Source organism: Stenotrophomonas sp. Steno-C18 (genome assembly GCF_056393195.1).
Window position 1 is genome coordinate 316,373 of the sequence record NZ_JBWJOX010000002.1, and the last position, 25,711, is coordinate 342,083.

21 protein-coding genes and 1 tRNA gene are annotated in these 25,711 nt (G+C 65.4%); 8 read left to right on the plus strand and 14 right to left on the minus strand.

The window, feature by feature from the left end; all coding sequences use genetic code 11:
- Positions 1 to 212 precede the first annotated feature (212 nt).
- Positions 213 to 1,133: an arginase gene (gene rocF, locus AC06FE_RS06040; protein ID WP_132862473.1), complete on the minus strand. Its 921-nt coding sequence runs from the start codon at positions 1,131 to 1,133 to the stop codon at positions 213 to 215.
- Positions 1,134 to 1,440: 307 nt separating this feature from the next.
- Here rocF and AC06FE_RS06045 point away from each other — a divergent pair, with 307 nt between their 5' ends.
- Entirely contained in the window at positions 1,441 to 1,935 is a 495-nt protein-coding gene (locus AC06FE_RS06045; protein ID WP_478072509.1) for a DUF6265 family protein, read from the plus strand.
- Between the two features lie 142 nt (positions 1,936 to 2,077).
- Here the strand turns inward: AC06FE_RS06045 and AC06FE_RS06050 are convergent, their stop codons facing one another.
- From AC06FE_RS06050 to AC06FE_RS06070, 5 genes are all read right to left on the minus strand, one after another.
- Positions 2,078 to 3,307 carry a serine hydrolase domain-containing protein gene (locus AC06FE_RS06050; protein WP_478072510.1) on the minus strand — a complete coding sequence of 410 codons (1,230 nt, stop codon included), beginning with the start codon at positions 3,305 to 3,307 and terminating at the stop codon, positions 2,078 to 2,080.
- 484 nt (positions 3,308 to 3,791) lie between these two features.
- A complete protein-coding gene (locus AC06FE_RS06055) occupies positions 3,792 to 4,340 on the minus strand; it encodes a DUF805 domain-containing protein (RefSeq protein ID WP_313253180.1) in 549 nt (182 codons plus the stop codon).
- A gap of 371 nt (positions 4,341 to 4,711) precedes the next feature.
- Complete coding sequence (locus AC06FE_RS06060; RefSeq protein WP_478072511.1) at positions 4,712 to 10,060, minus strand: autotransporter outer membrane beta-barrel domain-containing protein; 5,349 nt, start codon at positions 10,058 to 10,060, stop codon at positions 4,712 to 4,714.
- A 170-nt stretch (positions 10,061 to 10,230) separates the two neighbouring features.
- Positions 10,231 to 10,452, minus strand: a complete 222-nt coding sequence (locus AC06FE_RS06065) for a helix-turn-helix transcriptional regulator (protein ID WP_478072512.1) — start codon at positions 10,450 to 10,452, stop codon at positions 10,231 to 10,233.
- 170 nt (positions 10,453 to 10,622) lie between these two features.
- Positions 10,623 to 10,850 (minus strand): helix-turn-helix transcriptional regulator, encoded by a 228-nt coding sequence (locus tag AC06FE_RS06070; RefSeq protein ID WP_313253185.1) that lies wholly within the window; start codon positions 10,848 to 10,850, stop codon positions 10,623 to 10,625.
- 451 nt (positions 10,851 to 11,301) lie between these two features.
- Here AC06FE_RS06070 and AC06FE_RS06075 point away from each other — a divergent pair, with 451 nt between their 5' ends.
- The 3 genes from AC06FE_RS06075 to AC06FE_RS06085 are packed head-to-tail and all read left to right on the plus strand — an operon-like array spanning position 11,302 to position 15,750.
- Positions 11,302 to 11,862: an RNA polymerase sigma factor gene (locus tag AC06FE_RS06075; protein ID WP_313253188.1), complete on the plus strand. Its 561-nt coding sequence runs from the start codon at positions 11,302 to 11,304 to the stop codon at positions 11,860 to 11,862.
- On the plus strand, positions 11,859 to 12,848 hold the full coding sequence (locus tag AC06FE_RS06080) for a FecR family protein (protein WP_478072513.1): 990 nt from the start codon (positions 11,859 to 11,861) through the stop codon (positions 12,846 to 12,848). Before AC06FE_RS06075 ends, AC06FE_RS06080 begins: the two co-directional genes overlap by 4 nt.
- A gap of 22 nt (positions 12,849 to 12,870) precedes the next feature.
- Positions 12,871 to 15,750, plus strand: a complete 2,880-nt coding sequence (locus tag AC06FE_RS06085; protein ID WP_478072514.1) for a TonB-dependent receptor domain-containing protein — start codon at positions 12,871 to 12,873, stop codon at positions 15,748 to 15,750.
- Between the two features lie 237 nt (positions 15,751 to 15,987).
- Here the strand turns inward: AC06FE_RS06085 and AC06FE_RS06090 are convergent.
- The 4 genes from AC06FE_RS06090 to birA form a co-directional block, all read right to left on the minus strand.
- Positions 15,988 to 16,063, minus strand: a tRNA-Thr gene (locus tag AC06FE_RS06090).
- Positions 16,064 to 16,128: 65 nt separating this feature from the next.
- Complete coding sequence (locus AC06FE_RS06095) at positions 16,129 to 16,917, minus strand: SPOR domain-containing protein (protein ID WP_478072515.1); 789 nt, start codon at positions 16,915 to 16,917, stop codon at positions 16,129 to 16,131.
- 9 nt (positions 16,918 to 16,926) lie between these two features.
- The gene (locus AC06FE_RS06100) at positions 16,927 to 17,664 is read right to left on the minus strand and encodes a type III pantothenate kinase (RefSeq protein WP_478072516.1); all 738 of its coding nucleotides are present in this window, start codon (positions 17,662 to 17,664) and stop codon (positions 16,927 to 16,929) included.
- Positions 17,661 to 18,626 (minus strand): bifunctional biotin--[acetyl-CoA-carboxylase] ligase/biotin operon repressor BirA, encoded by a 966-nt coding sequence (gene birA / locus AC06FE_RS06105; RefSeq protein ID WP_478072517.1) that lies wholly within the window; start codon positions 18,624 to 18,626, stop codon positions 17,661 to 17,663. The genes AC06FE_RS06100 and birA overlap by 4 nt, the downstream gene beginning before the upstream one ends.
- 126 nt (positions 18,627 to 18,752) lie before the next feature.
- Here birA and AC06FE_RS06110 point away from each other — a divergent pair, with 126 nt between their 5' ends.
- A complete protein-coding gene (locus tag AC06FE_RS06110) occupies positions 18,753 to 19,043 on the plus strand; it encodes a hypothetical protein (RefSeq protein ID WP_132862465.1) in 291 nt (96 codons plus the stop codon).
- Positions 19,010 to 19,828, plus strand: coding sequence for a M90 family metallopeptidase (locus AC06FE_RS06115; protein ID WP_478072669.1), 819 nt, complete (start codon positions 19,010 to 19,012; stop codon positions 19,826 to 19,828). The genes AC06FE_RS06110 and AC06FE_RS06115 overlap by 34 nt, the downstream gene beginning before the upstream one ends.
- An 84-nt stretch (positions 19,829 to 19,912) precedes the next feature.
- Here the strand turns inward: AC06FE_RS06115 and AC06FE_RS06120 are convergent, their stop codons facing one another.
- From AC06FE_RS06120 to dusA, 4 genes are all read right to left on the minus strand, one after another.
- Positions 19,913 to 21,340 (minus strand): ATP-binding protein, encoded by a 1,428-nt coding sequence (locus AC06FE_RS06120; RefSeq protein WP_192286927.1) that lies wholly within the window; start codon positions 21,338 to 21,340, stop codon positions 19,913 to 19,915.
- 23 nt (positions 21,341 to 21,363) lie between these two features.
- On the minus strand, positions 21,364 to 22,047 hold the full coding sequence (locus AC06FE_RS06125) for a response regulator transcription factor (RefSeq protein WP_003469280.1): 684 nt from the start codon (positions 22,045 to 22,047) through the stop codon (positions 21,364 to 21,366).
- Positions 22,048 to 22,118: 71 nt separating this feature from the next.
- The gene (locus AC06FE_RS06130; protein ID WP_132866029.1) at positions 22,119 to 22,367 is read right to left on the minus strand and encodes a PepSY domain-containing protein; all 249 of its coding nucleotides are present in this window, start codon (positions 22,365 to 22,367) and stop codon (positions 22,119 to 22,121) included.
- 322 nt (positions 22,368 to 22,689) lie between these two features.
- Complete coding sequence (gene dusA, locus AC06FE_RS06135; RefSeq protein WP_478072519.1) at positions 22,690 to 23,679, minus strand: tRNA dihydrouridine(20/20a) synthase DusA; 990 nt, start codon at positions 23,677 to 23,679, stop codon at positions 22,690 to 22,692.
- 602 nt (positions 23,680 to 24,281) lie between these two features.
- Here dusA and AC06FE_RS06140 point away from each other — a divergent pair.
- Together AC06FE_RS06140 and AC06FE_RS06145 are read left to right on the plus strand one after the other, a co-directional pair.
- Positions 24,282 to 24,791 carry a hypothetical protein gene (locus tag AC06FE_RS06140; RefSeq protein ID WP_478072520.1) on the plus strand — a complete coding sequence of 170 codons (510 nt, stop codon included), beginning with the start codon at positions 24,282 to 24,284 and terminating at the stop codon, positions 24,789 to 24,791.
- A 145-nt stretch (positions 24,792 to 24,936) separates the two neighbouring features.
- Positions 24,937 to 25,614 carry a hypothetical protein gene (locus tag AC06FE_RS06145; protein WP_478072521.1) on the plus strand — a complete coding sequence of 226 codons (678 nt, stop codon included), beginning with the start codon at positions 24,937 to 24,939 and terminating at the stop codon, positions 25,612 to 25,614.
- Positions 25,615 to 25,711 lie beyond the last annotated feature (97 nt).

Here is a 25,711-nt window from a genome sequence, read left to right on the forward strand (position 1 = left end):
CGTTCAGGCAGGTCGCGATGGCGTCAGTGCGGGGGTGGCCGGCGCCGGCAGGCGATGCGGCGACATGGGAGCAGCGGGTTTCCCGTCTGGTTGCGGCCCGGGATAAAACATTGCCGCGCCACGGGCAACAGACCTTGCCGGCGTCGCCCCTTCCCTGCCAGGCACAGGGAAGCGCGCGGAGCGCTCGCGTCGAGCGCCCCACCCGCCTCACGTCAATCCCGCATCAGCGTCGATTTGCCGAACAGGCTTTCCACCAGGTCCACCGCCAGCTCCGCGGTGCGGTTCTGGTGGTCCAGCAGCGGATTGAGCTCGACGATGTCCAGTGACCCCATCCGCCCGGTGTCGGCGATCATCTCCATCACCAGCTGCGCCTCGCGGTAGTTCACGCCGCCCGGCACCGTGGTGCCCACGCCCGGTGCGATGCTCGGGTCCAGAAAGTCCACGTCGAAACTCACGTGCAGGTGCGTGTTGGCATCGATGCCGTCCAATGCGGCTTCCATCGTGCGCTTCATCCCGGCTTCGTCGATGTAACGCATGTCATAGACATCGACGTTGTGCGTCTTGATCAGGCGCTTCTCCTCCGGGTCGACCGAACGGATGCCGATCTGGTGCACCTGCGCCGGCGTGATCGCCGGGGCCTGGCCGCCCAGGTGGGTCAATGCTTCCGGGCCGAGGCCGCACAGGCAGGCCACCGGCATGCCATGGATGTTGCCCGACGGGGTGACATCGGAGGTGTTGAAGTCCGAGTGTGCGTCCAGCCACAGCACGCGCAACTGCTTGCCCTGCTCCCGGCACCAGCGCGCCACGGCGGTGATCGAACCCACGCCCAGGCAGTGGTCACCGCCGAGCATGATCGGCATGCGCCCGTCGCGCAGTTCGGCGTAGCTGGCCTCCATCAGCGCGTGGTTCCACGCCACCACTTCCTGCAGGTGGCGGTAGCCCTGCACCGGGCCGGTCCATGGGTTGCGCGGGCCGTCGAGGTTGCCGACATCGCGCACATCCACCCCACGCGCCGCCAGCGCCTCCGGCAAGCCGGCGATGCGCAGTGCCTCCGGCCCCAGACGCGCACCGCGATGACCGGCACCCACGTCGGTGGGCACACCGATCAACGAAACAGGACGAAAAACAGCCATACCACCTCCATTTCAGATGAAACCAGTTTAGTCGCGCGGCCCGCATCCGACCTGCCGCAGTGCAGCAGAGCCGGTTCATGGGCCGTCCGGCACACGATGAATGCACAACCCCTGCAGGCGTATGACGGCAGGCGCGGACGCGCCACGGCGTCAGGCACCGCCATCACGGGCCAGCCCGGTCGGGCTGTCGTGCGCGCCGGACCGGCGGCCGATGGCGATTTCCGGATGTATCCATGATTCACTGGACGCTACAGGGCGCGTGCTGCCCCGCCGTCCAACATCCGTTCGCGCCTGCACCGAGGTCACCATGCGCATTGGCCGTTCCCTCATCGCATTCTCGCTGGTGATCACCGGCACCGTCGCGCAGGCCGGCAATGCCGCCGACATCATCCACGTGGCCTGGCTGTCCGGTTGCTGGCAGTTGGACGGGCAACCGCCGGGCTCCGGCGAACAATGGTCAACCCTGGCCGGCGACACGATGCTGGGCACCAGCCGCAGCCTGCAGGCCCATCGCACTGCCAGCTTCGAATTCATGCTGCTGCGCCAGCACGACGATGGGCGACTGGTGCTGACCGCGCTGCCCTCCGGCCGCAACGCGACGGAATTCAACGCCACGCGCGTCGACGCCAATGAGGCGGTCTTCGAGAATCCGGACAACGACTTCCCGCAACGCATCCGCTACCACCGCATCGACGACCAGCGCGCACTGGCCCGCATCGATATCGCCCGGGAGGACCTGGCGCAGTCGGCCGACTTCCCGATGCACCGCGTCCGCTGCAGCGAAGCGGAGCCGTCGCGCTGATTGCCGTCGGGCGCTGCACGCTGCGGGGAGCGGCAACGGATCATTCAACGCCCACCGAACAGCCCACGCCCTTCCTGCCTGGCTGTGCAACCAACGCCCGGCTCCTTCGCAGGCTCAACCGCCCCCCAGGCAGGCGGAAGGCTTAGAGGTCGAAGGAAAGCAGGTCGTGGCCGGTCGCCGCGCGAACCACCCGCCGGTGCACCAGCGCACCACTGCCCCCGTTGGTCATCACCACCAGGCCCCGCCGCTGCCGGGCATCGCCGATCGCGAAATTCTTGAAGATCCCGCTGTTGCTTCCCGAATGATGGAAGACCATGCCGTCACCGGTCTTCTCCATGTTCCACCCCAGCCCCTTCTCGGTCCAACGCCCGGGCACCGTGATCTGCGCGGTGAGCATCGCCTGCCGTGACGCTTCGCTCACCTCCCAGGCTGCGCGTTGCCTGCGCTCCATCATCAGCGCCAGGAACGTCGCGTAATCCTGCACGCTGGAACGCAGGCTCGCGGCTGCATTGGCATGGATGTCGCCGGCCCAGGCCACCCGCCCCGGTGGCGCGACCGCCAACACCTCGGGAAGCGCGCGCTCGGCATCCTCGTACTTCCAGGTGGGGAGCGGCTTTCCCCAGCGCTCGGCGACCTTCTGCGCGGCGCTCCACTGGTCACGCAGGACCTGTACCGGCATTCCCGTCTCGGTGCTGTCATGCGCGCGGTGTCCATGCACCGAACGCGCGGCGATGTCCGGACTCCAGCTGAAGGTGCTGTCGTGCATCCCCGCTGGCCCGAACAGATGCACGCGCATCGCTTCATCCAGGCTCTGCCCGGTAATCGCCTCGACCACCAGCTGCAACCAGAAGAAGGCCTCGCCGGAGTAGCTGATGTCCACGCCCGGCCTGATCAGCGGCACCAATGCCTCGGTTGCCGGGGACGTGCGCCAGTTCGGCAGGCCGCTGCTATGCCGCAGCACGTCGCGCGCGGTGATCAGGTCGAGCCACGGATGATCCCCGAGGTAGTCGGGACGACGGTACCGGACCAGCGGGAGATCCAGGTCGATCAGGCCCAGGTCGGCCAGCTGCAGCACCAGGTAGGCGAACACCGGCTTGCTCAGCGATGCATCCTCGTACACCGTCCGGGCATTGATGGGCTCGCCCGTCAGCGTGTTGGCCACACCGATCCCGCGGCTCCAGGCAACCGCCCCGTCCTCGACCACGGCCATGCCGATGCCCGGCACCGCGAAGGCCTGCATGATTCCCGGAAGCGCCGCCAGGAACGCGTCGTCGGGAATCCACGAGCGCTCGCCCACCCCGCAACGCGTGGCCGCATGCAAGTATCGCGCGGGCAGCATCCCCAGGGCACCGAGCGCTGCAAGACGGGCCATGAAACCTCGACGGCCAAGCGTTGGACGAACAGGCATCTCCATGCATCTCCAATAGGGCGGCCCGGGTGGTCCGCCGCTCTGACACGCTGTGCCATGGGCCCCCAGCTCGACCCGTAGAACTGCCCGGAGAGCATAAGCCAATGGCCTGGCCGAAGGCGTCGCCTGCATCAGGCGCTTCCATCCACGACAGAACGCGCTGTCCTCCAGACAACCGGATCAGATGGCTCAAGACCCACGGCATCCAATGCTGGCGTTCCACGTTTGGACACTGGCCCGGTGACGCATCACCTCCCGGCCCCCTCGCCGGCCGGCACCACTTCACGCTCGTCCATGTCGCCGCCGATACTCCGGAACACATTGCCGCTATGCGCCAGCGCACAGCAAAGCCTTCCGGTTGGACCGGGCGAGCGGCGATGGCGGGATCCGGCCGTGCCTTGAACCCGGTGCCGCTCGGCGGAAGCCCTGGCTAGCGGTGGCGTGGATCTTATCCCGGGGTTGCCTCGGTCGGTTCCGTGGCCTTGGTCGGGTAGGTGAGCAGATAGAGCAGCACGAGGATGCCGCCCACCGGTGCCAGGCTGATGAGCTGCCACCACGGGCTGAGCCCGGCGTCGCGTAACCGACGGGTACAGGCCGCCAACCACGGCACCAGGACAAGGAGTGAGGCGATCTGCAGCGGCAGGGGACCTGTCGCCTCGGCGATCAGCTGGGCAAAGGCCAGCACCATCACAACGGCCAGGGCAAACCACCAGAAGTCTGCACGCGGGGTGGTACCGGTGAACTCCAGGCCGCGCCGTACGCCTTCGCGCATCGCCTCAACAGCAGGCTGGCTGGGGGTCGGCTTGCCTTCCAGGAGGCTTTCGGCGGGCACCTCGAAGACGGCTGCCAACGCCCGCAAGGACTCCGTCGAGATCTTCGCGCCTGACTCCAGGCGCTGAATGGTGCGCAGGTTCAAGCCGCTCAGATTGGCCAACTGCTCCTGCGACCATTGCCGGGCGGTGCGGAGCTCTCGAAGACGGGCGCTGTTGATGTGCATGGAAACTCCTTGGAGTCAGGGGCTCTGGCTTCCCCACATCATGCTGCCGCAACCGGCCTTGCGTGACGACAGGGGCCCGGCACCGCCCCGACGCGAGGCTGACAACGCGCTGTCGGGTCGGCCTGCAGCGGGGTCCAGGCCACGTCGTCCCCTTCCCCCCACGCCGTTTCGGCGTCGGGGGAAGGCCCCCCTGGCGGTTCCATGCAATCGGATCGAATTATCTGAATGCCCTCCGGGGTTACCGAAGTGCTTGGGGTATCGGGGCCGAAGGTCTTCCCTTTGATCGGCCCCACCTCCCCGACAAACGCGTCCCGTCGTTCATGGCTCCTGGCCATCCAGGCACAGGAGCCCCCGGGAAACCACACCCTGGTTTAGAAAGCCCAGCGCAGCCCCACCGTGCCGCCGATGCCGTTGTTGCCGTCCGCGTCCTCACTGGCCCTGCTGAGGGTCAGCTGGCCATAGACCAGTGCGTTCTTGCCCAGGGCAACGGATCCGCCGACACCCAGCTCGTACCAGGTCGCCTGGTCGCGGGTGACCAGCGCCCTGTTCTGGGCAACCGCGGTGTGTCGCGGCGAGAGGTTCCGCACGACGTTGACGATGGCATAGAACATTTCGCCGTCCTTGTCCGGCCCGGCCAGGTTCATGCCGTTGGCATGGTACTCGTACGCCAGGCCAACCCGCGCCTTACTGGTTTCATAGTCACCCAGGTCGACTTCCACCCCCCTGTTGTCCTTGAACGCATCGGAGCGCAGCTGGTTCCAGCTCACCTGGGCCTGCGGCACCAGCACCTTCTTGCGGTCCGCGCTGACCACGAAGCGCTTTCCTGCTTCCAGACCGGCGGACGTGGATTCCACATCCAGGTCATCCATGGTGGTGCCCATACCTGCCGTGCCCAGCGTCGCCGACGCCTTGTTGTACTGCCCCTGCAGGTCCACGTACTCACCATGGGCGCCGTTCCAGGTCAGATTGATGCCGGCACCGCCGCCATCGGCACGGATCCGCCCCTTGTCGGCGAACCCGGCCCGGTCGATCCAGGCGTCCATGTCCTTGAACTGGCCAGTGGCGCCCACGGTCAGCAGGCCGTTCTCGTTGTTGACCAGCGCGAAGTCCGCTCCCACCTGCACGCCCCACGTGCGATTGCGCGTGGAGTAGTCCATGGCGCTGCTCTCCGGCGTCTTGGTCGTCCGATCACCGGCGACGCGAATCCACAGGCCCTCGAACGCACCGCCATTGTCCCTGGCCAGCCACTGGCGCTGGCCGACACGTTCCTCCAAGGTCGGAAGTTCGCCAAAGGCGTCGGCCAGGGCACCTGCGGCCCCGCTGTACAACGCGCCGAGCGAGTTCAGGCTGCCGCGCAGCACCACGGTTTCGGGCTGGGTGCCATTTGCCAGGCCGTACTCCCAGATGCCATTGACGATGGACCCGCCGGCCAGGTGGAAGTTGGAGACGTCCACGTTGCCAGCGGTGGCGACGAGCACGTCCTGGCCAGTGGCCTCGGCGGTCTCCGGCGTCACGTCGTTCACGCTCAAGGTCGTGACACCGGTGATCGCCCCACCCACCTGCAGCGTGTCCGCCAGATTGGTGGAGAAATCGGCATCGAGCTTCAACGCACTTCCCGAACCCACACCGGTGTAATCGCCGGTCACCTTGAACGCGTCACCGACCACGCCGTCCTGCATGTCGATTACCGACGAACTCAGGCTCAGGCCACCATTGATGGTGAAGCCGTCGCGGGCCAGGATCGCCGAATCCAGCAGATTGACCTGCGCCGCCGTCAGCGAATCGGCACCGCTCACCGTCAGGCTCGAACGATTGGCATTGATGGTGTCCCAGTTCACCAGGTTGCTCTGCGGCGTGACCAGCGTCTGGTTGACGTTGTTGAGGTTCAGCGTATTTCCTTCACCGGCGGCGCCACCATCCAGCGAGGTGCTGCCCAGCAAAAAGGTCGCTCCCGCCACGTTCAGCGTATCGGCGCCGGTGCCGGCATTGACGCCCCCCGCCACGGACCCGCTGATGAGGCTGAGGGTGTCGTCGCCCGCGCCACCACTGATCGGGCCGCTGACGGTCGCACCATTGAGCACGATCGCGTCATTGCCGTTGCCGGCGTCGACGCCATCGGCAACGGAACCGCTGTTGAGGCTGATGGTGTCGTTGCCCTCGCCACCATCGATCAGGCCGTTGACCGTCGCACCATCCAGGCTGATCCGGTCATCACCCTCACCGCCGGCCACGCCGCCAACGGCACCGCTCATCAGGGCGATCGTGTCGTTGCCGGCGCCGCCATCGATGGCGCCGTCAATCGCCGCCGTGGCGCCGTTGAGGACGATCGTGTCATTGCCGTTGCCACCGAAGACGTCGCCGGCCACATGTGCACCGCCCAGCACCCAGATCTGGTTGTTGCCATCCGTCGCCGCGCCGTCACCACCGCGCACGTCACCATTGACCTTCACGCTGTCCAGGGTCGGGGTGCTTCCACCGGGGAGCGCACCCAGGCCACCGATCCGGATCTGGTTGCTGCCCTCGTTGCCCTCGACGTTGCCGGCCACCGTACTGCCGCCGACCACGTAGATCGCGTCGTTGCCCAGGTTGCCCATCACGCCACCGACCGAACCGGTCGTGTTGATGGTGATCAGGTCCGCGTCATCCTCCAGCGCGCTCGCATCCGCACCGGCGTAGCCGCCGGCCACGATGCCGCTGACCGATGCGCCGCCAGCGACGGTGAGAATATCCATGCCGCCGCCGCCTTCGAAGTTGCCGGCAAAGACGGTTGCATCATCCAGACTGAGCGTGTCATCGGTCACGCACCCCAACGTCGCGCCATTGGTCTCGTTCAAGCCTCCCGCCGGGCAGGGCTGGAGCGTCAGGAACCAGTTCAAGGGGTTGGCGCCGGCCGAATTGCCTTGTTGCAGCATGTAGGCGCGTCCCCCCAGGACCGCCGGCCCCTGCGCGAGCACGAAGGCGTCATCCGGCGAGGCGCCGGTCACGTCGACCACTTCGATATCCTGGAGGTCCGATGCGCTGCCGGTGGGCGTCATGTTGTTCAACAGCAGGCCGGTCACGCCACTGACGTCGCCGTCCACCACCAACCGGTCGGACGTGTGCGTGGACGCATCGACGTCGAGCAGGAGGTTGCCGCCTGCACCGGCGTAGTTCCCGCTGGTGGCGGTGAGGGCACCGATGGTCAACGTGTCACCCACGTGGTTCGCACCGATGCTCAGCACGGCCGGACTACCCGAGGCATCTACCCCCAGGGTGAAGGTACCGGCGGTCATGGTTCCCACCAGATCCGCGGCGCCGCCGTTGAGGTTCACGGCCCTCCAGTTCTCGATTTCCTGGCCCACGACATCCAGGTCACGCGTCAGGTTGCCGACGGCGTTCAGGTTCAGGACGTCGATCGCATCGTCGAACCCGCCATCGAGCGTACCGGTGTTCAGCATGTCGGTGCCGTTGAAGGTCAGCACGTCCGCACCCGTTCCCAGGCGGAAGCCGCCGGTCACCGTGGCCGTGCCGACGGTGATCACCGAATCACCACCGTTGTCCGTCATGGCGAAGCCGGTTCGATCCGCAGCCTGCACCGTGGATCCGTCGTTGATGTTGACCGTGGACGTTCCGGGCGTGCCCCACGTCCAGATGACGCCGTCAGCCGCACCTCCCAAAGCTGTTGAGATCAACACGCCATCCACGTTGATCGTCGTTCCCGCGGTACTGTTGTTGGTCAGCTCCATCGTGTTGTTGAACGAGGTGATGGTGCTGCCCTGCGCGACGTTGACGACCAGAGGACCTTCATGCTCCGTCACGCGCATGCCATCGCCGGCGGTGAGGCTTGCCGCCGACGTATCAATGGCGCCATTCGTGGTGATCGTGGTTCCCTTGACCGCGTTGGAATTCACGTAGATCGCCGTATTGTTCGGCGTATCGATGTTGTTGACGTTGATGATGGTCTGGCTGTCGGGCGCTGCGAGGTTGAACGCCACGGAATCATTCGTCAGATTGATACCCACGGCATCGGACTGGATGGTTCCGGTGGAGTTGACCGTTACGGCACCGGCGCCACTGTGGATGATGTCGATGCCATCACCGCCGGAGGTGATGCTGCCGACATTGATCGAGGCGGTGAAGGCCAGGCCGTTGCTGAAGTACGTGTCACCGGTGATGCCCTTCCCAGCGGCAGTGATATCACCGGTGGTGATGGTCAAGTCGTTGCTGACGAGATTGGTACCGAACTGGATGCCATTGCCCGTCGTCGCGGTGATATCACCGGTGGTGAGGCTGACCTTGCCGGTGCCGTTGCGGTTGTAGACAACGCCGGTTCCGGCCTGGATGTTGCCGGCCGTCACCGTCGTGTTGCCATTACCGCCGTTCTGGATCGTGCCCAGCCCGATACCGGTACCCGCGAAGTCACCGGTGGAACGGTTCGTGACGGTGATGTCGCCCGTTGTCACATTCCAGTCGGATCCCCCCGGACCGGCCGTCGTGGCCCCATGCGGGTCGCTGTCCAGACGGACGCCATAGCCACCGGCGTTCTGGAAGCCGTTGACCCCGGAAGCCACCATTCCGGCGTTGATGTCGCCCGCTTCGACCGAGATGCTGCCGGTACCCGACTGGTTCACGGTGATGCCGGTGCTGGCGGTGGTCACGTTCCCGGTCGTTACGTTGATCGCATAGTTTTCGCCGTTGTCGGCCGACTCGATCACCACGCCTGCGCCGCCAGCGGTGATGTCGCCGGTGGTGACGGTGGTCGGCCCACCGACGCGGTTGATCGCGTAGCCCAGGTTCACGGCAGTGCCGGACACGTCGATGTTGCCGGTGGTGATGTTGGTGGGTTGCTGCGTTCCCATCGCGCCCACCGCGCCGACCAGCTGAATGCCGTCACCGCCGCCGGAAGCGAAGACATCCGAGGCGCTGGCGCGGCTGCCCGATGCAAGGTCCTTGACGTCGAGGGTGAGCGGCCCCCCGAGATTGCCGTCGCTGTTGCCGTCGACCCCGTTGATGCGGATGACGTGTCCGGCGGTGTTCGTCACCGTGTCGGTTGCCGTCACCGTGATCGACCCGCCCGCGCTGGCATTGCCGATGTCCAGCGCCGCACCGGTCCCGCCGACGTTGGCCGTTACCTGGTTGACGCTCACGTTGACGTTGTAGCCGGCGGCACTTCCGTCACGAATGACGCGGACACCGCTATCAGCGCTGCCGGTGATCGTCCCGGTGGAGGTCACGGTGACATTACCGTCACCGGTATGCGTGACGTTGATTCCCTTCAGGGCTCCGGTCACATCACCATCCGAAGTGACGTTCACATCTCCGGTGCCGTCCGTATTGATGAATATCGCCCCCCGGGCACCCGCTGTCGTGGTGACGTCGTGCACATCCACTGTGATCGTGCCGGAGTTCACATCCGTCTGGATATCAATCGGGGAGTGATTCGCATCGTTCCCGTTGGTGATCAGCCCGGTCGATGTGACCGTCACGTTGTCCACCCCTGGGGACGTGACGACAACCGGCGCATTCGACGGCGGCTCGGTAATGACGACATCCGCGGCCAGCACCGGCGGGGCAACCGCCAAACCCGCGACCAGACTCACCGTCGCCATGCTGGGGGCGATGCTGGCAAGGATGCCCTTGAATTTCACATAGCGGCCGCCGCGCAGTAACTCTGCGCGCAAGCGGGCGAGACGTTCCTGTTCAGCCGCACGCGAAGCCTGACCACATGAGTTGATATTCATTGAAGCGTTCCTATGGGGATTGATGAACGTGATGGAACCTGCCGCAGAAAATGGCGAACGCGGCGTTGAAAACGACTGCTTTGAAAGCGTAGCAACGGCCAATCGCAAAACCAGCGGCGCACTGCATTTGGTGATTGATAATCACACTGCCTTTGGGCCGAACCCCGGGCTCATCCGGAAAGCACGATCCCGCCGCGTCCGGTTGCCAACCATTCGATCGAGACGTCCGTTGTGTTCGCAACCTCGACCAGGTTGCTTACGCTGGGCTTGGGGCGCGCGGTGACCTCCCAGTTCGCGACCGCCCCTCGCGTCACTCCTAACCGGCTTGCCAACTGACCTTGCGTCATACCCGCACGCTGGCGTGCCACGCGCACACGCGTTGCCATGTCCATTCTTCTATCCGCTCCATCGACGTCCGTTACGCATGAAACGCAGCCGCATCCCTACCTCCCTACCTCCACGCGAGATCGACAGGGATGGACCATCCCGTGGAATGGTCATGGGCGCGTTTGAGAGCCACCGCGGGCCACAACACGATGGGGCACGCGTGGGGCAAGCTCATCTAGACCTTGAGCGCCATGTCCCCACGCCCTATGGCTATCCACTCGAACGAAACATTGGTTTCGATGGCGATTGAAACCAGGTGGGTGATGTTCGGCTTGGGCCGCGTGCTGATTTCCCAGTTCGCGACGGCACTGCGTGTCACCCCGATCCGTTCCGCCAGCTGCCCCTGGGTCATTGCTGCCCGCAGGCGTGCGATGCGGATACGCGCCGCCATGTCTTCCATCATCTACGCCCCGGAACCAACGTTCCTGCTGGAAACGCAGAATCGTCCGCTCCCCCCTACCTCTGCAAAGGCAGAAGACAAGGGCCTTGGTTCGCACAACCTTCCGCGCCGGTGAGTTCAAGGCCCGGAACCAAGTTTCCGTCCACTCACCTTTTCTGTTTTCGGAAGGCGCTTTCGCCCACATCCCCGTTGAAACGCAGAACACCCCCTATCCCCCTACCTCCGACAGTACAGGCCGGAGAAGGAGGGGGGATTTCCACGGATGGGCGAGTGCGGGGAGTGCTTCCATTGGCCAGGCAGGCATTGCCCATCCGATTCATCGCTGCCCTTCCTGGATGACCGTCACGCCCGCGACGCCCGAAGCGGCGAGGGTCAACCACTCCATATGGTGAAATCACTTCGGGGCTGGTTAGAATCAGTCACAAAGACAACCAACTTCCGCGGGCAGGGGCAAATGAGTGTCACTCTAGACGCCAGGATCAGCCACCTGCCATTCGAACGATTTCTGGGCGAGCAACGCCCGATGCTGGTCAGCTTCCTGCGCGGCCGGGGGATTTCCCTTGACGATGCCCAGGACATCGCCCAGGAAAGTCTTTACAAGTTGACGCGCTATCGCGACGCGCCGGTCGAAGCCCTGAAGCCCCTGCTGTACCGGATTGCACTCAACCTGCTCCACGATTCCCGGCGGCGACAGGCCGGCCTCTACCAGACCTCCCTGTCGGACATGGAACTGCAGGCACATGACATCCAGGACGAGATGCCGCGACCGGAACAGTGGGCCGAAGACCGGGAGGAACTCGCCCGTGTCCGGGCCGCCATCAATCTCCTCCCGGAGCGCTGCAGGGAGGTCTACCTGCTCAACCGCATCGAAGGGATGAGTTACACCCAGATCTCCAGGCATTGCGGCATCTCCGTCAAGACGGTCGAGAAACACATCGGGAAGGCACTGTCCTCGCTGAGGACGTTGCTCTCCAACCAGACGTCCCCGGTGGGCGTATCCGAGCAGCGCACATGAACACCCCCTCTCTCCAGGACTTCCCCGATTCGGCCGAAGATTGGCTGGCCCGTCTGCTGTCACCCGAATGCACCGCGTCTGACCACGCCGCTTTCGAGGAATGGTTGGCCTTGTCCCCCCGAAACGTGCTCGATTACGCCGAGGTCGAACGCATCCATCAGTTGGCCGGCGCATTGATAGCCGATCCTGCACTACACGAAGCCAAGCCGCACCCGGTTGTTCGCACACCGGCCACTCGACGCCAGCGTACCTGGCTCCGCCCGCTGGCCTGGGCGGCTGCCCTGGTGCTGGCGGTCAGCGGAGGGCTCTGGCTTCTCGGGGATTCCCGGCCCTCGCCACCCAGCGCGTATGCAACGGAGATCGGCAAGCAGCGCCGTGTCGACCTGCCGGATGGGTCTTCCCTGGTGCTGGACACCAATACGCTCGTCCAGGTGTCCTACCAACGCTCGCAACGCCATGTCGTGCTACTCAAAGGCCGTATCCAGGCCAGCGTCGCGCACGATGCCGATCGGCCCTTCGTGGTCACCTCGGGAACCGGCAGCGTCCGTGCGCTCGGCACCGTCTTCCAGGTGCAGCGGCAGGGCGGAGGCACCCTCGTCGCCCTGCTGGAAGGGCGTGTCATCGTCAGCACGCAAGGGGATACTCCCCGCCGCTCCATTGAACTCCATCCGTTGCAGCAACTGGTCTATGGCGCAGATGGCACGCTCGGCTCCCCGCAACGCATCGAACGCAATGTCGCAGAGGGCTGGACCCAGGGGCGCCTGATCTTCGAGGAAGAACGCCTCGCCGATCTGGTCACGGAGTTCAATCGCTACTCCCATGACCAATTGGTACTGTCCGGGAGCGAGTTGGGAGAGATCCGGGTCAGCGGTGTATTCAATGCCGGCGACCAAACGGCGCTGCTGGCCACCCTGCGCCAGGGCTGGGGCCTGCAGGCGCAACCCATCGATGGAAATCGGATCGAGTTATCCGCGTCGCAACACTAAGTGCTGGGGAGCACTATCGACCATGCCGATCAGTCCTCGCGGCAATCGCCACGTAACGACTGTAGTTCGTGAATTCCTCAAATACCGTTTTGCGCATCTGTTCGTTCTGACGTGCCTGGCGATCATTCCGCAAGGCGCCATCGCCGGACCGGCGCGCACTCCCCCGCCCTCCCGGTATGAGATTGGCGCGGGCACACTGGACGACGCCCTGCAGGCTTTTGCCAGTCAAGCAGATATCCAGTTGCTGTATTCGCCCATGCTGGTGCGCGGCAAACACAGCGATGGATTGCGGGGCAATCACCCCCTCGTTGCCGGGCTCGCCCAACTGCTCGCCGAGCACAACCTGACGGCGGTCGCCGTGACCGCCAACACCTACCTGCTGCGAAGCACCAGCAGGCAGGTGCACGTAGCCGATGCCCCGGTCAAAAGTCCACAAGCAGCCCCGGCAACGAGCGTGGCCGAGCTGGCCACGGTCACCGTCACCGGCACGCGCATTCCGCAGACCTCCATGGAACTGTCCGTCCCCATGACCGTGATAACGGCGGACGAGATTGAGCGCAGTGGGCGGCAAACGCTCTACGAATTGCTGGGCGATCGCCCTGGCCTCGTGAGCCACCACCCCATGACCGTCTCCAGCGAGGGACGGTACTACCCCACCGTGGTTGCCTCTGGCGCCAGCCTGTATTCCCTGGGGCCAAGGGCGACGCTCTATTTGTTGAACGGGAAACGCATTGCTTCGTTCGGACTCGCCTCCAGCGATCTCGGCGGGCTCATCGATCTGAACAGCATTCCGTTGAGTTTCATTGACCGTATCGAGATCCTGCGCGGCGGCGCCTCTGCGATCTATGGCGCGGATGCGATGGCGGGTACCGTCAACATCATCCTGAAGAAGGACCACGAGGGAGGCGAGGTCTCCTCACGATTCGGCATGTCCCAGCAGGGCGATGCGCTATCACGTCAAGCATCCGCAATCTTCGGGATGCAGACACGAACGGGTGGACACCTCCTGCTCGCGGCGGACACCTCCTCGCAGAACGAACTGGGCGGCAACCGTCGCGATTGGCATACCAACGATCGCTCCCGATTCGGCTTGCCGGATGACCGGGTATTCCTCGGGTTCGTGACGCCACTGGGGGTTCCTGTACGTTCGTTCCCACAATGCCAGGCGACAGGGGAAAATCCGGATTCTCCCTACTGCCGCCTGGATTCGGCGAGATACCGGACCCTGCAACCGGAAGTACGCAACAAGTCCCTCTATGTCCGATGGGACCAGGAGCTGGGCAGCTCGATGTCGCTGTACTTTTCCGGCTTGCGCACCCGGAGCGAACAGGCGCTGCAGTACTCGCCGCTTTTCGGCTACCTCACCCTCAAGCCATCCCACCCCGACTATGCACTAGCTCCCACCTCAAACCCGGACGTCTACCTCGCTCTCTATGAACTGGGGGTCCCCCGGAACCGAACCACCAGCACCTCCAATGACCTGTCGATTGGCCTGGAGGGCATGGCCCGTCGTTGGAACTGGAACATCGCGCTGTCCCGCAGCGACAGCCGGGTTCACAGCAGCATCGACAATGTTCTGCAGCGGAAGAAGGTCAACGCGAATTACGAAAACATCCGTGTCGATGGGACTGACAATACAGACGTCATGAACGCGATGCGCACGTCCATCCGCCCCGCCGGACAGTACTCCGTCGACACCCTGGAGGCCACATCTAACCGCCCGTTGTTCGATGCCTTTGGCGCGACTGCGCAAATTGTGGTGGGCATGGTGCACCACATCTCCCAACGGCGAAGCATTCCGGATCCACTACAGCTAGACGGCGGCCTTGCGCTCGGAACGCTTGAAGTCGAACCGTACGATCTTCGTGTTCACGATTCCGCCGTCTTTACCGAACTCAACCTGCCACTGCACCGGACGGTGCAGATGGACTTGGCCGCTCGCCTCGATCATCACCAGGGCTTTCGGTCCAACACCTCTCCCCGGATCGGATTCAAGTGGGCGCCCAGCCGATCTTTCCTGGCGCGGGCCAGCTTCGGCGAGGGCTATCGGGCACCCAGCCTGAACGATACGCGTGTGCCGTTCGGCGAGGGGACCGACATCACGACCATGCGCGCCACTTCGCAGCTGATGCCCTGCATCCGGGCGGGCACGGATCGATGCCGGGTCGAGTATGGCGTCGGCGGCAACCCTCACCTGCGCGCGGAGTACTCTCGCAGCCTGACTCTCGGCTTGGCTTGGGCGCCAACGTATGCCTTCAGCGTGACTCTGGACCGCTACCACGTTCTGCGCACCGACGAGTTCGGTATCGCGGATGCTCTCCGCTACCCCTCCCTTTTCCCGGAGGGCCTGGTTCGCGACGCCAATGGCGTGCTCTATCGTGCCAACCGCTTCCTGGCCAACATCGGTAAATCGGAAACCCGCGGATGGGAGCTCGAATCCAACTATCTTCTGCGGCGCGACGGGTTGGGCGAGCTTGGCTTCCATCTGGCGGCGCACTATCTCAGCCGATACACCACTTCGAGCATCATCCAGCCCAGAGCCGTCGAGAACGCCGGCCACGACACCCCCAGGCTGACCCTGCTGGGCGACGTGCAGTGGCGAAATGGCCGCTGGACCACGACCTTGACCGTGCGCCACTTCGGTACTTCATCCGCCTATCCCGTCGGACAGGCGTGCCCCAAGGAGAACCGCGATGCCGGCAAGTGCAGCAATCCGGCGGCGACACTACTGGGCCTCAACGCCCGCTACGCAGGTCCGGAAAACTGGTCCTGTACGCTCGGCATCAACAACCTGCTGGACAGGCGCCCTGTGAGCTATCGTTTCTACACCGGCGGCTACAACATGGCAGTCGACGATGTTTACGGGCGCTACTTCACGCTGGCTGCCACCTATCGATTCTGACCCGCACAGACGGCCTGCTGGCCCTACCTCTGTGCCGCGCGCGGCCATATCTGCCAGCTGCTTGGCCCCATTGGGCACATCCCCGTTGCGCGTCGTCCCCTTCAGCAGTGCCCCGCATGCCCCCAAGTGTCGGTGGTTGTAGCTGGACAAGCCCGGACCAAAGCGTACAGAAAAGCCCGCATTTCTGCGGGCTTGGCATGAATTCCGGACTTGCCTGGACGCCATGGGATCAGGCGATGGTGCCGCTTATCCGAATCGAACGGATGACCTACTGTTTACAAGACAGTTGCTCTACCAACTGAGCTAAAGCGGCAAGAAATCTTTCGGGCGGTGCGGGAACCCGCCGGGCGCCCCCGCTGGCCGGAGGCGGGCGCCATTCTAGCGCAGTCGCGCGCAATCCAGCGATTGTTGCTGGGCGGCGCCGGCACGTTGCATCAGGGTGGCTGGCGAGGCGCTGCTGGAGGCGACGTCCAGCCACCAGGTTGGCGGGGTTTCGTTGCCGCCGCCAGCCAGCCGCGCCGGGAACCCGGCGGCCACCAACGTGGCGAGGCGGCGCTCGGCACCCTCGCGGTTGCGGTACTGGCCGAGCGCGACGGCATTGGCCTCCTCGCCCTGCGAGACCACGAAGTAGTCGCTGAAGCCCGCTTCCACGATGCGCTTGGCCGTGGCCTGCGCTTCCTCACGCGATGCCGCTGGCGGGATGAAGACACGGTAGCTGCCGCTGCCGGACTTGCCGGGAACTTCACGCACGCGCGGGCGCTGTGCGTCGGCACCCAGTGCCGCCTGCGCCGCCTGTGCCTTGGCCGCGTCGGTGAACGGGCCGAGGCTGGCGCAGTGCTCGACCGGCTTGGGCGTGGCTGCCACCGGCGGCACGGCCTCGGCCGGCTTGGCTTCGGTCGGCTTGGCCGGCGCCGGTGTCGACGCTGCCGGCTCGGCGTCCTCCGGTCGAGCAACGGCCGGTGCCGCCCCTGCGGCCGCGGGAGTAACCGCCGGCACGGCATCGCCCGTGGCGGCCGGTGCTGCCGGCGACGGCATCAGCTCAAGCGTGGCGACGCCGAGCTCGGGCTTGGCAAGTGCGGCGGCGGTATCGGCGCGCGGCACCATCCACCACAACGCGACGCCCACGTTGAGGATCACAAGAATGACGATCAGGAAGCGGCTCAGCATGCGCAGATCCTACCGTCCACCGGCGCCGTGGTGAACGGCCCAGCGCGCGAGCCCATCAAGCACCAGTGCCGGCCGGTGTTCGGCGTCGGGCAGCAGCGGCACCAACGGTGCGGCGCCGCCGCCGTGCACGATCAACGTCGGCGCGGCACCCAGCAACCCGCCAGCCTGTTGCAGGCTGCGTTCGACCAGCGCCACGGCCGCGCCATCGCAGCCGGACGCCAGCGCATCGGCGGTGTCGTTGGCAAACTCTGCGTAATCACCGCCGCTGGCGGGCAGTTGCACCGCACGCGCGTGCAGGGCCTCGCGCATCACCGTCGGCGAAGCGGCGATGCGGCCGCCGCGATGCAGGCCATCGCCGTCCATCAGGTCGATGGTCAACGCCGTCCCGACACCCACCACCAGCACCGGTCGTTGCAATGACACCGTCGCCAGCAGGCCCAGGAAACGATCAACACCGAACTTCTCCGGGCGCGCATAGGCCACGGTCACGCCGGCGCACTGCGCCTGGGTGCGCGCCACATGCACCTGCTCGAAACGCTCGGACAGGATGCGCATCACCTCCCCGGTCAGTGCGTGCGCAGCCACGCTGGCCACCCATGCGGCCTCGCCACGTGGCAGCGCTTCCAGCGCGCTGGCGGTCATCGCTTCGGCACCGTGCGCCCAGGCCTGCACGCTGCCGGCCTGGTTGCCATGCAGGGGCGCGAACTTGAAGCGCGAGTTCCCCAGGTCGAACAACCAATCGCTCATGCCGCCCTCACGCTGACTTCGCCGGCATGGAAACAGGTCTCCCGCCCGGCCATCTCCACCTTCAGCGCGCCATCGTCGGCCAGCCCGCAGGCCACGCCCTCGTGCATCACGCCCCCTTCCTCCACCCGCACCGTGCGGCCACGCAACACGTCCATGCCCGCATAACGCGGCAGGAACGGCGCCAGTCCTTCCTGCTCGAACAGGTCCAGCGCCGGCAGCAACGAGGACAGCAGCGCCATGACCACCGCATCGCGCCGCACCGGCAGGCCGGCCAATGCGTCCAGGTCCACCCAGGGCTGGCCGATGTCGGCGGCCGCCGCCGCAGGCATGTGGACATTCAGTCCCAGCCCGATCACCGCACGCGCCGGGCCGGCGAACTCACCGCCGCCCTCGACCAGCAGGCCGCCCAGCTTGCGGCCGTCCACCACCACGTCGTTGGGCCATTTCAGGCCCACCTGGCCGAAGCCCAATCCCTGCAGCGCCTCGACCGTGGCCACGCCGACGGCCAGGCTCAGCCCGCCCAGGCGCGACAGGCCACCGGCGAAGCTGCGCGACAGCGACAGGTACACGTGCGCGGCCAATGGCGAGGCCCAATGCCGGCCGCGACGGCCGCGGCCACCGGTCTGGCGCTCGGCCAGCAATACCTCCACCCCGCGCTCAGGCGCGCTGCGCTGCAGCAATTCGGTGTTGGTGGAGCTCACTGACCAGGCCACTTCCAGCCCTGCCAGCAACGCCTGCACGGGGGCTGCCAGCGCGGCGCGGATCTGTGCGGCATCCAGCAGGTCCAGTGGCTGCGCTAGCCGGTAGCCGTCGCCGGCGCGGCCTTCAATGGCCACGCCTGCGGCGCGAAGGCCTTGAATACGCTTCCAGACCGCTGCCCGGGTCAGGCCGAGCTCACGGGCCAGCGCGTCACCGGAGAACGCTCCAGCGCCCAGCTTGGCCAGCAATTGGCGGTCATCCACAGGGGGTTCCTCGACAACAGACCGCGAAATTATGCGGCATGCCCTCGCAAAGCGCCCGACGGGGGGCCCAATTCAGTCCAGAAAGCAGGCTAGAATCGGGAACTCACCCTGCTGTGGATGTTGACGATGCGCCACCTCGCTCATTGCCTGATCCTACTGCTGGCCCCGGTTGCGGCGCAGGCTTCGGATGCGCTCGGCGGTGCCGGCCAGGGCGGCTGCAGCTACGCGCCCAGCGAGGTGGAACGTGTCGCCGTCCCGGCGGCCTCGGTGAACATCGCCACCACCGCGCCGGCCGCCACCACGCCACCGGCCAAGGCCAAGGCCACGCAAAGTGCCGGCGGCGGCAGTGACGACGACATCCTGCCGCGCCTGCGCGCACCGCGCTGGCACCGCATGCTGCCCGGGATGTTCCGCTGATCCAGTCGTTGCTGCGCTGGTTCCGGCGCACACCTGCTCCGCTTGATGACGCCCTCTGGCAACAGACCTGCCGGGGTTGTCATTGGCTGCATGCCCTGCAGCCCGCCCAGCAAGAGCGGCTACGCGCCCTGACCGGGTTGTTCCTGCGGCACAAGACCATCACGCCGGTCGCCGGCCTGGTCCTGGACGAAGGCCAGCGCATGCTGCTGGCCGCGTTGTGCTGCCTGCCGTTGATCGAGTTCGGTGCCGAAGGCCTGCACGGCTGGTCGGAACTGGTGGTCTACCCCGATGCATTCCGGGTACGACGCCGTCATGACGATGCCATCGACGACGGCCACGAATGGGGCGTGGTACACGAATGGGACGACGAGCTGATCGGCGAGTCCTGGGACAGCGGCCCGTTGATCCTGTCCTGGGCCGACGTGCAGGCCGATATCGCCGACCCGCACGCCGGCTTCTGCGTGGCCGTGCATGAAATGGCACACAAGCTGGACGCACTGGACGGCGCCATTGACGGCACCCCGCCGCTGCCACGCGAATGGCAGCGGCAATGGGCGCACGATTTCCAGCACTGTTACGACCACTTCCGCGCGCAGGTGGACCGGGAGCAGGAGGTCACCCTCGATCCGTACGCGGCCGAAGCCCCGGAAGAGTTCTTCGCCGTGGTCAGCGAGTACCACTTCTCCGCACCCGATGTCCTGGAGCAGGCGATGCCGGCAGTCGCCGCGCACCTGCGCCGGCTGTATGGTCCGTCGCCGGGCAGCGCGACCCAAGCGCGATATTGATCGCGTGGTGATGCCGGGATTGCATGCCAGCGTGCGCAGGTCACGGATGAAGCGCCTGCCTGGGGCAACGCGATTGCGCCGTGCTCAGATGCCCGGCGGCAGGGTGACTTCGAAGCGGGCTCCGCCCAGTTCGCTGGAACGGCTCACCTGCAGTTGGCCGCGGTAGGCCTTGATCAGGTCCTGCACGATCGACAGGCCGATGCCGTGGCCCTGCACGCGCTCATCGCCGCGCACGCCACGCTGCAGCACCTTGGCGATGTTCTCGTCGGCGATGCCCGGGCCGTCGTCGTCCACCGCCAGCATCAGGCCGGCACGGCGGCCGCCACCGCTGGTGATCGGCCGTGCGGTCAGCATCACGCGGCGGTTGGCCCACTTGAAGGCGTTCTCCAGCAGGTTGCCCAGCAGCTCCTGCAGGTCGCCCGGCTCGCCGTAGAAACTGACGCCCGGCTCCAGTTCGAACTCGCAGAGCACGCCCTTGGCGGCGTAGACCTTCTCCAGACCGCGCACGATCTCCTCGGCGTTGGACTCGATCGGCACCGGCGCGGAGAACAGCTTGTGACCGGACGATGCCGCACGCGCCAACTGGTAGGACACCAGGTTGTTCATGCGCTGCAGCTGCACGTCCAGTTCCTCGCGCAGCTCCTGCGGGTCATTGGCACCGCTGTCCAGCTGCGTGCGCAGCACCGCCAGCGGCGTCTTCAGGCTATGCGCCAGGTCGGCCAGCGTGTTGCGCTGCCGTTCCAGGTTCTCGCGCTCGCTTTCGATGAAGGCGTTGATGCTTTCGGTCAGCGGCGCCAGCTCGCGCGGGTGCAGCTCGCTCATGCGCTCGCGCTCGCCGCGCTGCACCTTGGTCAGCTCGTTGATCACGCGCTTGAGCGGGCGCAGGCTCCACTGCAGCACCAGGGTCTGCAGCAGCAACAGGATCAGGCCGGTGACGCCCAGCCAGAACCACACCGCGCCACGGAACACGCGCAGCTGTTTGCCCAGCGCGCGTGAGTCCTCCAGCACGTAGATGGTGTACGGGAATTCGGTTTCCGGGCCGCCGTCGCCGCCCCAGACCAGGCCCATGCCATAGCGGTAGACCTCGCCGGGCGTGCCGTCGATCTGGGTCATCGGCAACGGGCCTTCGAACACTTCCTCGCGCGGCTTGAGCATCCGCCCGCTGACGTCGGGCAGCATCGGGCCTTCGGCGGACATGGAATTGCCGGTACCACCGGGCATCACCACCTGCAGGTACAGGCCGTTGCCGGGCACGTCGAAGCGGGGATCCGGCGGCTGCTCGCGGATGTACAACGAGCCGTCGCGGGTGAAATCCACGCCACCGGCATAGGCGGTGGCGTAGTTCTTCAGGCGTTCACTGAGGTTGGCTCGCGCGGTGTCGGCGAACATGGCGTCCAGTGCGTAACCGGCCAGCGCCAGGAACGCCACCAGGCCCACCGAGGCAGCCAACAGCTGGCGGGCCTGCAGGGAGCGGGGCCGCCAACGCTTCAATAGCCACTGACGGCCCGTCATACCGCAACGCCCCTGGGAGGGGCTCAGCCCTCGGTACGCGGAATCGCGAACCGGTAACCGCGGCCACGCACGGTTTCGATCGGCTTGAGCTCGCCGTCCGGATCCAGCTTCTTGCGCAGGCGGCCGATGAACACTTCAAGCACGTTCGAGTCGCGGTCGAAATCCTGCTGGTAGATGTGCTCGGTGAGGTCGGCCTTGGAGACCAGTTCACCGGCATGCATCATCAGGTACTCGAGGACCTTGTACTCGTAGCTGGTCAGGTCGACGTTGCTGCCGCTGACGCTGACGGTCTGTGCCGCCAGGTCCAGCGCGACCGGGCCGCATTCCAGGGTCGGCTTGGACCAGCCGGCGGCGCGGCGCAGCAGCGCGTTGACGCGGGCCAGCAGCTCTTCGACATGGAACGGCTTGACTAGGTAGTCGTCGGCGCCCTGCTTCAGGCCCTCGACCTTGTCCTGCCAGCTCGAACGGGCGGTCAGGATCAGCACCGGGAACTTCTTGCCTTCATCGCGCAGCGCCTTGATCAGCTCCATGCCCGACATCTTCGGCAGGCCCAGATCGATGATGCCCACGTCGAACGGCACTTCGCGACCCATGTACAGGCCTTCCTCACCATCCTGTGCCGCATCCACTGCGAAACCTTCGCGCTTCAGGCGGGCTGCAAGGGTTTCCCGCAGCGGGGCTTCGTCTTCAACCAGAAGGATACGCATGAACTCTCCCTAGTAACTTGGGCCGGCACCTGCCGGCATTTTGATGCGGAACGCGTAGCGATTATCGCTGTTCAGGAGTTATCGCCGCGTGGTGGCTGGTCATCGGACCGCGGCGGCCGGGGAGCAGCCCGCGACGGCGAAGGGTCGTCCATGTAACGGACCCGACCGCGGTCGTCCATGTACTTGACGCGGTTGATGTCGCGCCCATCGTACGGCACGCGCTCGGCACCGAGAATGCGCCCGCCGGTTTCGCGCTGTACCCGGCGCACGGCGTCGGACAGGGAGCGGTCGTTGGCCGGACGCCCACGCTCGGCCACCATCTGGGCCCGGGCCGGCTCCGCACGCGGCGGCGGCTCGGCCGACGCGGCGACCACGCCCGGACCTGCCACGGTCAACGTGGCGGCGAGGGTGATCTGCAGACGACGACGAAAGTGCGGATGCATGGGAACGATCCTAACGGACTGCGGGGCAACGTTCAAAATTCGTAAAAGGCGACGTTGAAAATTTTTCCCGGCCCCTACGAAATCACGGCAAATTCTTGATTTTTGGGAGTGAATCCGGTCTGAACCCTGCCCGCCCCCGCGCCGCTCATTCAGCAAAATGACCGGACAAATTGCCGCCTTTCTGCCCGGCCGCGCACCCTCAGGCGACGCGTTCGGCCTGGTCGCGGGTGACCTGCAGTGCCTGCTCGATCAGGCCCCAGTCGGCACCGGGACGGTGGGCGCCTTCGCTGAGGACCTGGCGGAACGCCCGCCCGCCCGGCTGGGCATGGAACAGGCCCAGCAGGTGCTTGCTGATGTGCTTGAGCGACAGTCCGTCGGCCAACCGAGCCTCCACGTAGGGCCGCATCTGCAGCAGCAGCTCCTCGCGCGTGCGCAACGCGGCACCGGTCTGGGCGGCCTCCAGCGCGTGCAGCACGTAGGGGTCGTGGTAGGCGGCGCGGCCCAGCATCACCCCGTCCACGTGCTGCAGATGCGCCTGCGCGGCCTCGACGCTGGCAATGCCGCCATTGAGCGCCACCGGCAGGTCCGGGCGTTCGCGCTTGAGCCGGTAGGCCCAGTCGTAGCGCAGCGGCGGGATCTCCCGGTTCTCCTTCGGCGACAGGCCCTGCAGCCACGCATTGCGGGCGTGCACCACCACCATCGCCGCGCCGGCCTGCACCTGGCGGTCGACGAACCCGGCGAAGCGGTCGTACTCGTTGTCCTCATCCACGCCCAGCCGGCACTTGACCGTCACCGGGATGTCCACCGCCGCGACCATGGCCGCCACGCAATCGCCGACCAGCTCCGGCTCGCGCATCAGGCAGGCGCCGAAGCGCCCGGCCTGGACCCGGTCGGAGGGGCAGCCGCAGTTGAGGTTGATCTCGTCATAGCCCCAGTCGGCGGCGATCCGGGCCGCCGCAGCCAGCGCGACCGGCTCACTGCCCCCCAGCTGCAGCGCCAGCGGGTGTTCGCAGCGGTCAAAGCCGAGCAGCCGCTCGCGGTCGCCATGGATCACCGCATTGGCGTGCACCATCTCGGTGTACAGCCGCGCGCCCGGCGCGAGGATGCGATGGAAGACCCGGCAATGGCGGTCCGTCCAGTCCATCATCGGCGCAACCGATACGAGATTAATATTATATTTCAATGACATACGACGAATCTGGATTCGAAATGGGGGCTGCACACTCCCCCGTAAGCCCCTGATTTTCCCTTTAGATCCCGGCGCAACGTACCTCCGCTGCACCAAGGGAATGCCGTGCACCCCATGGAGGTGATCGGGCGACTGGGGTAAAGAATGACGCGCCTTGGCGCGTCCGCGGGGCGCATCCTACCCTCTCCAGGACTCCTTCAACGGAAAAGAAGGCTGCAGGGATTGGGCAAAGCTTACAGAGGAGGCCCTGAAGGCCAGCAAGACCCTCCCGGGAGCCGGCCATGACCAACCTTATCGACCGGTAGCACGAAGGAGGTGGCCGGCTCCAAGCCGATGCCGGCACGAAGCGCGGGAATCTAACGCGCTGGAAGGAGCTCGCTCGGCGTCGGGATGTTTCCCTTCTGCCTCCCAGGACATGCTCGACCAGATCAGCAAGCGAATGACCGGCAAACCGGCATCAAAGGATCTGGCTTGCATGCTCCTGCGCACCGCCGTCCGGCACATGCTGCCTAACTGTTGCCCGTGGCAAACCCAGGTCGGCCACGCAGCGCGCGTTTGCTCCCCCCCTGACATCGACTTGTGCACCGATCCCAGCGCGCGAGTTGGCTTTTTCGTGTATCGGCAACTTGCTACATCCACACGCCATTACCACGGACAATCAGGCGATACCCGAGAACGACGAAATAGCCGTAGCAGCTCGAGTTGCTATCGAAGGCTCAGGGCGCACCAAGAAGAAGATCGCCAATGCGTTTGGCGTGACGGAACAACCTAAGTCCGGCTGGTTGAGGACGGAAAAGGTAAACAAGCGCAAGTTGCCCAAACTAGCAGCGCTGGCCGGAAAGTCCCTTTCCCATTTCGGAAGGGAGGTCGAGGGTGATTCCATCTCTTCATTCGTACGCGAATACATCCGCAACATTGCAGGCTTTAACCGGCCGCGCCTTATCTCCGGCAGTGGAGACTCGATGCTGCGACTGGTCCAACCTGGCGATGCCGTAATGATTGATAACGGGCGTCAGCTCATGCGACGACGATGGAATCTACCTGATCAACATGGGCAACAACCATCAGATCAAACGCCGGCCGGATCGGGATGTGATCCATGTCGCCAGTGAGAACAAAAGGTTAGAGTTACGGTGACCCGTTCCCGATGCCGGAAGGCACACAAATTGGCGGCAAGGTATATCTTCGGATAGGATCGGGCGGCTTAGTCAGGGCGGAGGCTACCTCCGGCAGATGGAATTACAACAGGGGAAATGGATGAACATCAAAGCAATTTCGCTAATGGCGGTTCTTGCTCTCACCGGCTGCGCGTCATCCAGCGTGCTTGTAGGCAATCAGCGCCCGCCAATTGATCCCTCTCGCGTACGTATCTATCTGGATCCGCCGGCCCGATTCGAGAAAGTTGCGCTACTGGATGCCGGCAGCCGTAATTCATGGGCCATCACCGATCAGGGCAAGACCAATAAGGTGATGGAGCGCTTGAAACAGGAGGCGGCTGACCTCGGTGCCAATGGCATCCTTATTGGCGGAATGGGCGATCAGCAGATTGGCTCCGTCGGCTCCGGCCAAGCTTGGGGTTACGGCAACACTGCCTATGGGCTTGGCGTAAGCAGCGGGGTTTTCCAGAAGAAAGGCGCAGGCCTTGCCATCTATGTGTTTGAAGATGGGCAGGCGCAAGCCACTGTCCAGCCACAGGCACCGGTTGCCACCGCTTCGAATGCACCGCAGCCGCAGCAACAAGCCACCCAAGCTCAATCGCAGTCGCAGTCGCAGTCGCAGTCGCAGTCAGGATCGACTGGTGGGTCCGGTTGGCGCAGTTGGGGCTCACAAAGTGCCACCGCTCAGCAGAAAACCCTGTACCGCTGCCCGGGAAGTGATGGCTCTCAGGTTGTCACCGAGACGCCAGCGGCGGGCTGCACTGTTATTGCCCCGTAACGCATAGGCGCGGCTACAAAGTAGCCGTGCCTAACACCTGATCGCGGCCATTGGCCGATCCGTTCAGGTGGCGGGACGGCCGGGGCCATCCGCTCTT

Coding starts and splice junctions, on each gene's coding strand:
- AC06FE_RS06120 (WP_192286927.1), bottom strand. CDS start 21,340: ATGACGGGCCGTCAGTGGCTATTGAAGCGTTGGCGGCCCCGCTCCCTG.
- AC06FE_RS06050 (WP_478072510.1), bottom strand. CDS start 3,307: ATGGCCCGTCTTGCAGCGCTCGGTGCCCTGGGGATGCTGCCCGCGCGA.
- AC06FE_RS06095 (WP_478072515.1), bottom strand. CDS start 16,917: ATGCTGAGCCGCTTCCTGATCGTCATTCTTGTGATCCTCAACGTGGGC.
- AC06FE_RS06075 (WP_313253188.1), top strand. CDS start 11,302: ATGAGTGTCACTCTAGACGCCAGGATCAGCCACCTGCCATTCGAACGA.
- AC06FE_RS06145 (WP_478072521.1), top strand. CDS start 24,937: ATGAACATCAAAGCAATTTCGCTAATGGCGGTTCTTGCTCTCACCGGC.
- AC06FE_RS06055 (WP_313253180.1), bottom strand. CDS start 4,340: ATGCACATCAACAGCGCCCGTCTTCGAGAGCTCCGCACCGCCCGGCAA.
- AC06FE_RS06085 (WP_478072514.1), top strand. CDS start 12,871: ATGCCGATCAGTCCTCGCGGCAATCGCCACGTAACGACTGTAGTTCGT.
- AC06FE_RS06060 (WP_478072511.1), bottom strand. CDS start 10,060: ATGAATATCAACTCATGTGGTCAGGCTTCGCGTGCGGCTGAACAGGAA.
- AC06FE_RS06080 (WP_478072513.1), top strand. CDS start 11,859: ATGAACACCCCCTCTCTCCAGGACTTCCCCGATTCGGCCGAAGATTGG.
- AC06FE_RS06110 (WP_132862465.1), top strand. CDS start 18,753: ATGCGCCACCTCGCTCATTGCCTGATCCTACTGCTGGCCCCGGTTGCG.
- AC06FE_RS06130 (WP_132866029.1), bottom strand. CDS start 22,367: ATGGTGGCCGAGCGTGGGCGTCCGGCCAACGACCGCTCCCTGTCCGAC.
- rocF (WP_132862473.1), bottom strand. CDS start 1,133: ATGGCTGTTTTTCGTCCTGTTTCGTTGATCGGTGTGCCCACCGACGTG.
- dusA (WP_478072519.1), bottom strand. CDS start 23,679: ATGTCATTGAAATATAATATTAATCTCGTATCGGTTGCGCCGATGATG.
- AC06FE_RS06070 (WP_313253185.1), bottom strand. CDS start 10,850: ATGATGGAAGACATGGCGGCGCGTATCCGCATCGCACGCCTGCGGGCA.
- AC06FE_RS06125 (WP_003469280.1), bottom strand. CDS start 22,047: ATGCGTATCCTTCTGGTTGAAGACGAAGCCCCGCTGCGGGAAACCCTT.
- AC06FE_RS06045 (WP_478072509.1), top strand. CDS start 1,441: ATGCGCATTGGCCGTTCCCTCATCGCATTCTCGCTGGTGATCACCGGC.
- AC06FE_RS06100 (WP_478072516.1), bottom strand. CDS start 17,664: ATGAGCGATTGGTTGTTCGACCTGGGGAACTCGCGCTTCAAGTTCGCG.
- AC06FE_RS06065 (WP_478072512.1), bottom strand. CDS start 10,452: ATGGACATGGCAACGCGTGTGCGCGTGGCACGCCAGCGTGCGGGTATG.